Consider the following 9,444-nt stretch of genomic DNA (forward strand, 5'->3'; position numbering starts at 1 on the left):
GCTCCGTTCCTACAGCGGCTTCGAAGAAAACTCGGAGGTTGGGAACTTTCGGACCTTTCTCTATCCCACGAGCGTAGCTCGCCCCTACCCCCACGCGGCCCGGTAGTCCGCCACCTGCTTGCGCAGTTTCGCATCCCGGCACTGGCTTTCCACAAATCGCAGGTACTGCTCCGCCTTGCCGGCGAGTCCGAATTGCTCGGCGAGAATCTTTGCCAACAACAGATAGGCGTCGCCTAATTCGCTGAAATCCGGGTGCCGATCATGCAGGTCCTTGAGCAGCCCCACGGCTATTTTCGGCTCCTGTTCGTGGATACCCCGGGCCAGGGCCAGACGCAGGGAGGGCGATGCGGGCAGCCAGGTTGGCTCTACATCTCGCTGACGAGCCAGCAACGCCAGCGCCTCGGTCCAGGCGCCGGACACCACCAGCATTTCCAGATAGGTGGGCGCGGCGCTGCGGCGCTCATCGTGCCGGCCGGTAATATCCAGCAGCCGGTCATAACGTTGCCAGTCCCCCACGGTGGCCTTTTTGCTCTTCAGGGTTTTGGCCGTGCTCAGCAGCACCTTGTCAAAGCGCCCGGCACAGAGCTGAACCCGCTGGCGCCGCTCTTCCAGCGAGGTGGTCACTTTCTTGCCTCCCTGATCCAGTCCCCAAAGACGGCCATGACGGGCCAGGATATCGCCGCACAGGCAGGCCAGGGCGAGCCACCAGACTGCCGCCAACGCCCCGGCCAGTCCCTGGGCAAGGGGTAGCGGCATCACATCCACGGCCACGGCAACCAGCGCCACGCCCAACAGCCACCCCACCGATGCCAGAAGGGCAGCCACCGCATAATCACGCGGTGCGGAGAAGATATAGGTCAGTGCCGCCGCATAGGAGCCGGGCTCCGACCCCTGGGCCTGAATGGCGAGCCAGAAAGCCGGCACCAGCAACAGGCCGACAGCACCAATCAGCAACCCCACCGGCACCGACACCATCAGCAGCACAAACCCGGCCGGCACCATCACCAGCAGGGCCGGCAAAGCCTGCAATAACGCCGCCCTCCAGCCCGCCATATCAGTCAGGCAATCCCAGCCCGGAGCACTACTTTTCCGGGCTTTGCCGGGGTGGCTGCGCAAGGTCATCACTGCCCGGGCAAAGCCCCAAGTCGGCAGCCCTGCCAGCAACACCACCGGCACCATTACCGGCAAGGGCGGCACCAGCGACGCCAACAACGCCCACAGCACCAGCAGCGGTAACAGCACAGGGGCAAACGGGTAGCGCAGGTAACGATCCAGTTGCCGCCACAGAGGGCCACCCTGTCCCTGCTCACTGCTTTCCAGTTCCTGGTTGCAGAGCAGGCAACGGGCCTCTATCAGGCTGTCATTACGGCCATCCACACATTGCTGACACAGATACAGCCCATCATGGCTGCAATACCAGAGCGCTTCCGCCCCCGGATGGTACTTGCAATAGCGATTCACTATGATGCCCCCAAGCTTTCAGTTGAAAGTTCAAAGTTGAAAGGCGCGGATTGAGTCGTAGCCACTCGAACAACGTCAGGCCCGCGCCGCACTCTTTTGAAGGAACAGCGCGGGTACGGCCTTTGCCGCTTCCATGGCCTGTCCCGCGCTTTTAAACTTTGAACTTTCAACTCACCCCGAACACGGCCCGTAGAGCAAAGCCGTTAATTGATTTTGCTTGCTACTTTATTCGTATTATTGCACAGACTCTAGCGGTAACCGCCCAGCGGCCTGGCCGCCATCATGAAACGAGGAATTCCATGCGCCACCGTTTGCTGGCCCTGATTGCCGGCCTGCTTTTCCCCCTTGCCTTCGCGCCCTATAACCTGTGGCCGCTGCTGTTTGTCAGCGTGGCCGCCGGCTTCTGGTGTCAGCAGCAGGCCGGCTCCGGCAAGGAAGCCTTCCTGCGCGGCTGGCTCTATGGCCTGGGCATGTTCGGGTTCGGCGTGTCCTGGGTGCATGTCTCCATGCACGACTATGGCTACATGCCATTGTGGATGGCGATTCCCTTTACGGCGATGTTCGCCGCCTTTCTGGCTCTGTTCTACGGCCTGACGTTTTCCCTGAGCTGGCGACTGGGGCGCTCGGCACTGGTGTTCGCCGGTATCTGGCTGCTGCTGGACTGGCTGCGCGGCTGGCTGCTCACTGGTTTCCCCTGGCTGTATGCCGGGTACGCACTGATTGATACCCCCCTGGCCAGCCTGGCGCCTCTGGGCGGGGTCTGGCTGCTGAGCCTCGCCACGGTACTGCTCAGCGCCACCCTGATTCAGCTTCGCCAGCCGGGCCCGCTGCGCTGGGTTGCCGCCGGCCTCTCGGTACTTGTTCTGCTCACCGCCATTGCCAGCCATTTCCTCACGTTTACCCATGCCAACGGCCCGGAACAGAAAGTGGCGTTGGTGCAGGGCAATATTCCCCAGGACCTTAAGTGGCAGATTTCCATGCGCGGCGAGACTCGCCGTATCTATCACGAGCTGACCCGGGAGATTCCCGCCGACACCCTGGTGCTGTGGCCGGAGTCGGCCATGACCGAGTTCTACCAGACCATTACCGATTTCATCGAGGATGAAGGCAACCAACTGGCAGACCGTAACGGCGCCCTTATCACAGGCATTCCCTGGCGCAGCGTCAGCGACGCGGACATTACCTATCGCAACAGCATCGCGGCCATTCCGCTTCGCGACAGTGAGAACGACAGCGAGCGGGTCTACCACAAGCAGAAGCTGGTGCCCTTTGGCGAATACGTCCCCATGCAATCGCTGATTCGCGGCCTGATCCCCTTCTTCGACTTGCCCATGTCCGGCTTTACGCCGGGGGATCCCAGTCAGCCCAACCTGCAGGTACTGGGCCATACCGTGGCGCCCTTTATCTGCTACGAGATTCTCTACCCGCAACTGGTGGCCAGCCGCAGCCATGATGCCGATGTGCTGGTGACCATCAGCAATGATGCCTGGTTCGGCAGCTCCGCTGGCCCGGTCCAGCATTTCCAGATGGCCCGTTTACGGGCGCTGGAAACCGGCCGCTGGCTGCTGCGCGGCACCAACAATGGCGTCACCGCCGTTATCGACCACCAGGGCCGGATCGTGGACGCCCTGCCCCAGTTCGAGCGTGATGTGCTTTACAGCCATTACCAGCCACGTACCGGCATCACGCCATTCATGGCCCTGGGCGTCTGGCCCTGGCTGGTGCTCTCGGGGCTGTTGTTGCTGCCCGCCATGCTGGGAAGGAAGAAGAAACACCCCTATATATAACTTTATAGTATAAGCTTATTACTAATTTGACTTTGCTTGAATTCCCTTCTATAACTGTGCATGAACGCTGCCCAGTCACAGGAGGGAACAAGCCATGTCTCGTCCAACCGTCAAAGCCTTTTTCGACAACGACACCAACACCGTCAGCTATGTGGTGACAGACCCGCAAACCCGGCAATGCGCCATTGTGGACTCTGTGCTGGACTACGACCCCAAAGCTGGACGTACCCGCCATGACAGTGCCAGCCAGATTGTGGCCTACGTCAAACAGGAAGGCCTCACCGTAGACTGGTTGTTGGAAACCCATGTGCATGCGGATCATCTTTCCGCCGCACCCTGGATCCAGCAACAAGTGGGCGGCAAGCTGGCCATCGGCGAGCATATACGCACCGTGCAGGACACCTTCGGCAAGGTCTTCAACGCCGGCACCGAGTTCGCTCGTGACGGCCGTCAGTTCGATCATCTGTTTGCCGATGGCGACACCTACAAGGTCGGCAACATTGAGGCGCGGGCCATTCACACTCCGGGGCATACCCCGGCCTGCATGAGCCATGTGATCGGCGATGCGGTGTTTGTCGGCGACACCCTGTTCATGCCGGATTATGGCACCGCCCGCTGCGACTTCCCCGGCGGTGATGCCCGCACCCTGTACCAGTCCGTGCAAAAGCTGCTGGCCCTGCCGGACGACACCCGCATGTTCCTCTGCCACGACTATCTGCCGGAAAGCCGCAGCGAATACCAGTGGGAAACCACCGTGGGCGATCAGCGTCGCCACAATATCCACGTGCACGAAGGCGTTTCCGAGCAGGAGTTCGTCAGCATGCGCGAAAAACGCGATGCCACCCTGGATATGCCGCGACTGATTCTGCCTTCGGTGCAGATCAATATGCGCGCCGGCCACCTTCCTCCCGAGGAAGACAATGGCATTAGCTACCTGAAAATTCCGCTGAACGCACTGTAAGAGGCGATGACCATGACACCGACTCTGTGGGACGTAGTGGTGATCGGCGGCGGTGCCGCCGGCATTGCGGTGGCAGCCAGTATCCTCAAGCGCAAGCCGCACCTGTCCGTGGCCATCGTGGAGCCCAGCGACCGCCACTTTTATCAGCCCGCCTGGACCCTGGTGGGTGGCGGCTGTTTCAACCCGGCCAATACCTGCAAAGCCACCAGCAAGCTGATCCCAAACGGTGCCAAGTGGTTGCGCAGCCGGGTGACTGAAATGGAGCCGACGCACAACCGGGTAACTCTGGAAGACGGCCAGTCACTGAATTACCAGTTTCTGGTGGTTGCGCCGGGACTGGAGCTGAACCTGGGCGCCATCGAGGGCCTGGAAAGCAGCCTTGGCAAGCACGGCGTTACCAGCAACTATCTCTTTGAATTGGCGTCCTATACTTGGGAATGCGTGCGAAACCTGCAGCGTGGCCGAGCTCTGTTCACCCAACCGCCCATGCCTATCAAGTGTGCCGGCGCGCCGCAGAAGGCCATGTACCTGTCCTGCCACCACTGGGAAGAAACCGGTACCCTGGGCAACATTGATGTGCAGTTCCATAATGCCGGCGCCGTACTGTTCGGCGTGGCGGATTTTGTGCCGCCACTGATGGAATATGTGAAGCGCTACAACGCCAATCTGAATTTCAATAGCACCCTGATCGCCGTGGATGGCCCGGCCCGCGAAGCCACCTTCCGGCGTACCAATGGCGATGGCACCAACACCGACCACACCGAGCCCTTCGACATGCTGCATGTGGTACCGCCGCAACGGGCCCCACAGTTTGTGCGCGACAGCGAGCTGGCCAACGAGGCCGGCTGGGTCGCCGTGGAAGAAGCCACCCTGCAGCACCCCCGTTTTGCCAATGTATTCAGCCTGGGCGATGCCTGCGGGGCCAGCAATGCCAAAACCGCCGCCGCCGTGCGAAAGCAGGCGCCGGTGGTGGCCGAGAACCTCTGCGCGGTGCTGGAAAATCGTGCGCCGACAGCTCGCTATGAAGGCTATGGCGCCTGCCCGCTGACCGTGGAAAAAGGCAAGGTCGTGCTGGCCGAATTTGGCTATCAGGGCAAACTGCAACCCAGCTTCCCGCTCGATCCCACCGTACCGCGCCGGAGTATGTGGTGGCTGAAACGTCATGCCATGCCAAAGATCTACTTCGAGCTGATGCTAAAGGGCCATGAGTGGCTGGCCAGGCCAGGCAAACTCTGACGCGTGACACAACAAGGGATGGCAAGATGAAACTGCCTGCCTGGCTGGGCGCCGCCCAGTGGCTGCCCCACTACAACCGCGAGACCGCTGCCCGGGATAGCGTGGCAGCGGTGATCGTCACCATCATGCTGATTCCCCAGAGCCTGGCCTACGCCATGCTCGCCGGGCTGCCGCCGGAAGTCGGTCTCTACGCCAGCATCCTGCCACTGGTTGTCTATGCCCTGCTCGGTTCCAGCCGAACCCTGGCGGTGGGCCCGGTGGCAGTAGCCTCGCTGATGACTGTTGCTGCGGCCAGCCAGGTAGCCACGGCCGGCAGTCAACAATACCTGGCAGCCACTATTATTCTGGCTTTTCTGTCCGGCACCATTCTTCTGGTGATGGCTCTGCTTCGACTGGGCTGGATTGCCAATCTGTTATCGCACCCTGTGGTGAGCGGCTTTATCAGTGCCTCCGGCCTGCTGATTGCCGCCAGTCAGCTCAAGCATCTGCTGGGAATCCCCCTGTCGGGCCACAACCTGGTAGAGCTTGGCCACTCCCTGGTACAGCATTTTCCTGAAACCCATTGGCCCACAGTGGTGCTCGGCACGCTGGTTACGACCTTCCTGTTCTGGGTACGCAAGGCGCTCAAGCCGCTGCTGCAAAAACTCGGCTTCAATGCATTCTGGTCCGACCTGGTGAGTAAAGCAGGACCAGTCATCGCCGTACTGGGATCCACCCTGGCCGTGGCCATGCTGGAACTGGATAGCGGCGGCATGGCCATTGTCGGTCACATTCCCGAAGGCCTGCCCTCACTGTCATTACCCGTATTTGACGCTGACCTCTGGCAGGCACTACTGCTGCCCGCTCTGCTGATCAGCCTGATCGGCTTTGTGGAATCCATCTCTGTTGCCCAGACCCTGGCGGCCAAACGTCGCCAGCGCATCAATGCCAACCAGGAACTGATGGGGCTGGGCGGCGCAAACCTGGCCAGCGCCTTCAGCGGCGGCTTTCCGGTGACCGGGGGCTTCTCCCGCTCCGTGGTGAATTTCGATGCCGGCGCACGGACCCCCATGGCCGGCGTATTCACCGCCATAGGCATTGCCCTCACCGCGCTGTTTTTGACCGGCGCTTTCACCTACCTGCCCAAGGCAACCCTGGCCGCCACCATTGTGGTCGCTGTGCTATCGCTGGTGGACCTGCCGGCGCTGAAACACACCTGGCATTTCTCCCGACTGGATTTCACAGCCATGGCCATCACCATGGTCGGAGTACTGGGCTGGGGCGTGGAAGCCGGTGTGCTGGCCGGGGTGGTCACCTCCCTGGCGCTCTATCTATGGCGCACCAACCAGCCCCATGTCGCCGAAGTGGGCCAGGTTCCCGGCACCGAACATTTCCGCAATGTGCAGCGTCACCAGGTACGGGTGTCTCCCCGTGTGCTGAGCATGCGTATCGATGAATCCCTGTATTTTGCCAATGCCCGGGGCCTGGAAGACCGTATCTACGATGCTGCACTGCTGCGTCCGCAAACAGAACACGTGGTACTGATGGGCACCGCCATCAATCACCTGGATGCCAGTGCCGTGGATAGCCTGTTGAGCCTGAACCAACGTCTGGATGATGCCGGTATCCGGCTGCACCTTTCCGAAATCAAGGGGCCGGTCATGGACCAGTTGCAACACACCGCCCTGCCGGCATTACTGACCGGTCAGATATTCCTCACCCAATATCAGGCCGTTCGCACACTGGCACCGGAAAGCATCGAGGAAAATCCCGCTCCCCCTTGCAGCCCTGTCTGACACGGTTAAGCTGAGCGTTCATTCGCAAGGAGTTTTCATGGCTACCATCAATCGCCTTAACGAGAGTCTGTCTGTGGCACCGCAGCTGCAGCCTGAGGATATGGCCGAGCTGGCCAAGGCCGGGTTCAAGACCGTCCTCAACAACCGCCCCGATGGCGAAAGCGAAGACCAGCCCAGCAGCGCCGAGCTGGCCGCCGCGGCAGAAGCCGCTGGCCTTGAATATGCCCATCAACCGGTGGTCGGCAATAACATCAGCGACGTGGACATCGACGGTTTTGACGCCATCGTTTCTCTGGCAGAGCAACCGGTACTGGCCTTCTGCCGCACCGGCACTCGCTGCACCACCCTGTGGGCCCTGACCCAGGCGGACGAGCAGGATAACGCCAGCATCCTGGCCAACGCCGAGCAGGCCGGCTATGACCTGAGCCAGCTTGCCGACCGACTCGACCAGCGCCGGGGCCAGTAAGCATGGCCGATGCCGGCCGCCGGTTTCGCTGGCTGCCGGCCAGTGACTGGCTCGCCAGCTACAACCGCGAGCAGGCGGCCGGGGACACCCTGGCTGCCATCATCGTCACCATCCTGCTGGTTCCCCAGGGTCTGGCCTACGCCATGCTCGCCGGCATGCCGCCGGAAACCGGCCTCTATGCCAGCATCCTGCCGCTGATTCTCTACGCCCTGTTCGGCACCAGCCGTACCCTGTCCGTGGGCCCCGCCGCCCTCACTTCACTGATTACCGCGTCCGCCGCCGGCACCCTGGCCCAGGGCGATCCGCAACTGTTCATCCAGGCTGCCATCGGCATGGGGCTGCTGTCCGGGCTGTTTCTGGTGGCCATGGCCATATTGCGGCTGGGCTGGCTCACCAACCTGCTCAGCCACCCGGTGATCACCGGCTTCATCAGTGGCTGTGCCATTCTCATTGCCGCCAGTCAGCTCAAGCACCTGTTGCGCATCGACGCCTCCGGCGAAGAGCTGGTGACACTGGCACAGACCCTGGCGCAACAGCTGCCGCAGACTCACTGGCTGACACTGGCCATCAGCCTGATCGCCATTGCCTGCCTGCTGATCCCGAAATACCTGGCCACCCCCCTCAAGGCCACGCGACTGCCCGGCTGGCTGGTGGCCTTTATCAGCAAGTGCGGACCGATTCTGGCCGTACTGGTCACCACCCTGCTCACCGTGACCCTGTCGCTGGATAGCCGTGGCCTTGCCGTGGTCGGGGCGATCCCCGCGGGGCTGCCCGAATTCACCCTGCCCGGGCTGGGCCGCGAACACTGGCAAAGCCTGATCACCCCGGCGGCATTACTGGCGCTGATCGGCTTTGTGGAATCCATTTCCCTGGCCCAGGCCCTGGCGGCCAAACGTCGTCAACGCGTGGATGCCAACCGGGAACTGATGGGGCTGGGTCTGGCCAACATCGGTAGCGGCCTGTCCGGCGCGTTCGCCGTGACCGGCAGCTTTTCCCGCACCACGGTGAATTACGACGCCGGTGCACGCACGCCCATGGCCGGCCTGCTGACCGGTATCGGTATCGCTCTGGTGGCCCTGTTTTTTACCGGTTGGTTCCAGTACCTGCCACTGGCATCCCTGGCCGCCATCATCGTGGTCGGCATCCTGCCACTGATCAATCTGTCGGAATTGAAACACCTGTGGGCATTCAGTCGCCCGGATGCCCTGGCCATGGCTGCCACCCTGGCCGGGGTGCTGCTGATCAATGTGCAGAGTGGCTTATTGCTGGGGGTAGTGCTTTCCGTGGCCCTGTTCCTGTGGCGCACCAGCCAGCCCCATGTGGCCGAGCTGGGCCGCATTCCCGGTACCCATCATTTTCGCAACATGGATCGCCATAGCGTTGAACTCACCGAGGAGGTGCTGTCCATCCGGGTGGACGAATCCCTCTATTTCGGCAATGCCCGCACCCTGGAGGACCGTATCTACGACGAGGCCCAGGCGCACCCTCAGATTCAGCATGTGGTGCTGCACTGCTCCGGCATCAATCACCTGGATGCCAGCGCCATGGAAAGTCTGGAAAGCCTGAACGAACGATTGAAAAACGCCGGAGTGACCCTGAACCTGTCCAATGTGAAGGGGCCGGTAATGGACGTGCTGGTAAAAACCGACTTTCCGAAGGTGCTGACCGGCAGGGTCTATCTGAGCCACTACCAGGCCATGGAAGTACTGGCGCCGGACAGTCTGCAAGAGCAGGATCCTGACGCCTGACGCCTGACGC

General features: G+C 61.7%; 7 protein-coding genes. 6 read left to right on the plus strand and 1 reads right to left on the minus strand.

Features of this window, described 5'->3' with window-relative positions; all coding sequences use genetic code 11:
* Window positions 1-84 precede the first annotated feature (84 nt).
* Entirely contained in the window at window positions 85-1,461 is a 1,377-nt protein-coding gene (locus B3Q33_RS14895; RefSeq protein ID WP_272963307.1) for a B-box zinc finger protein, read from the minus strand.
* 299 nt (window positions 1,462-1,760) lie between these two features.
* Between B3Q33_RS14895 and lnt the strand changes: the two genes are divergently transcribed.
* From lnt to B3Q33_RS14925, 6 genes are all read left to right on the plus strand, one after another.
* Entirely contained in the window at window positions 1,761-3,248 is a 1,488-nt protein-coding gene (lnt, locus tag B3Q33_RS14900; protein ID WP_272963306.1) for an apolipoprotein N-acyltransferase, read from the plus strand.
* Between the two features lie 94 nt (window positions 3,249-3,342).
* A complete protein-coding gene (locus B3Q33_RS14905; RefSeq protein WP_035249258.1) occupies window positions 3,343-4,209 on the plus strand; it encodes an MBL fold metallo-hydrolase in 867 nt (288 codons plus the stop codon).
* Between the two features lie 12 nt (window positions 4,210-4,221).
* On the plus strand, window positions 4,222-5,445 hold the full coding sequence (locus B3Q33_RS14910) for an FAD/NAD(P)-binding oxidoreductase (RefSeq protein WP_337894021.1): 1,224 nt from the start codon (window positions 4,222-4,224) through the stop codon (window positions 5,443-5,445).
* A gap of 26 nt (window positions 5,446-5,471) precedes the next feature.
* Complete coding sequence (locus B3Q33_RS14915) at window positions 5,472-7,220, plus strand: SulP family inorganic anion transporter (RefSeq protein WP_272963304.1); 1,749 nt, start codon at window positions 5,472-5,474, stop codon at window positions 7,218-7,220.
* 37 nt (window positions 7,221-7,257) lie between these two features.
* Window positions 7,258-7,686, plus strand: coding sequence for a TIGR01244 family sulfur transferase (locus tag B3Q33_RS14920; RefSeq protein ID WP_272963303.1), 429 nt, complete (start codon window positions 7,258-7,260; stop codon window positions 7,684-7,686).
* Window positions 7,687-7,688: 2 nt separating this feature from the next.
* On the plus strand, window positions 7,689-9,434 hold the full coding sequence (locus B3Q33_RS14925) for a SulP family inorganic anion transporter (protein ID WP_272963302.1): 1,746 nt from the start codon (window positions 7,689-7,691) through the stop codon (window positions 9,432-9,434).
* Window positions 9,435-9,444 lie beyond the last annotated feature (10 nt).

It is taken from the genome of Alcanivorax sp. UBA3183, from assembly GCF_002364155.1.
GTDB classification, from domain to species: Bacteria; Pseudomonadota; Gammaproteobacteria; order Pseudomonadales; family Alcanivoracaceae; genus Alcanivorax; species Alcanivorax jadensis.

What these genes read in the sequence shown, in the direction of transcription:
- lnt (WP_272963306.1), top strand. Translation starts at nt 1,761, where the DNA reads ATGCGCCACCGTTTGCTGGCCCTGATTGCCGGCCTGCTTTTCCCCCTT.
- B3Q33_RS14910 (WP_337894021.1), top strand. Translation starts at nt 4,222, where the DNA reads ATGACACCGACTCTGTGGGACGTAGTGGTGATCGGCGGCGGTGCCGCC.
- B3Q33_RS14915 (WP_272963304.1), top strand. Translation starts at nt 5,472, where the DNA reads ATGAAACTGCCTGCCTGGCTGGGCGCCGCCCAGTGGCTGCCCCACTAC.
- B3Q33_RS14925 (WP_272963302.1), top strand. Translation starts at nt 7,689, where the DNA reads ATGGCCGATGCCGGCCGCCGGTTTCGCTGGCTGCCGGCCAGTGACTGG.
- B3Q33_RS14920 (WP_272963303.1), top strand. Translation starts at nt 7,258, where the DNA reads ATGGCTACCATCAATCGCCTTAACGAGAGTCTGTCTGTGGCACCGCAG.
- B3Q33_RS14905 (WP_035249258.1), top strand. Translation starts at nt 3,343, where the DNA reads ATGTCTCGTCCAACCGTCAAAGCCTTTTTCGACAACGACACCAACACC.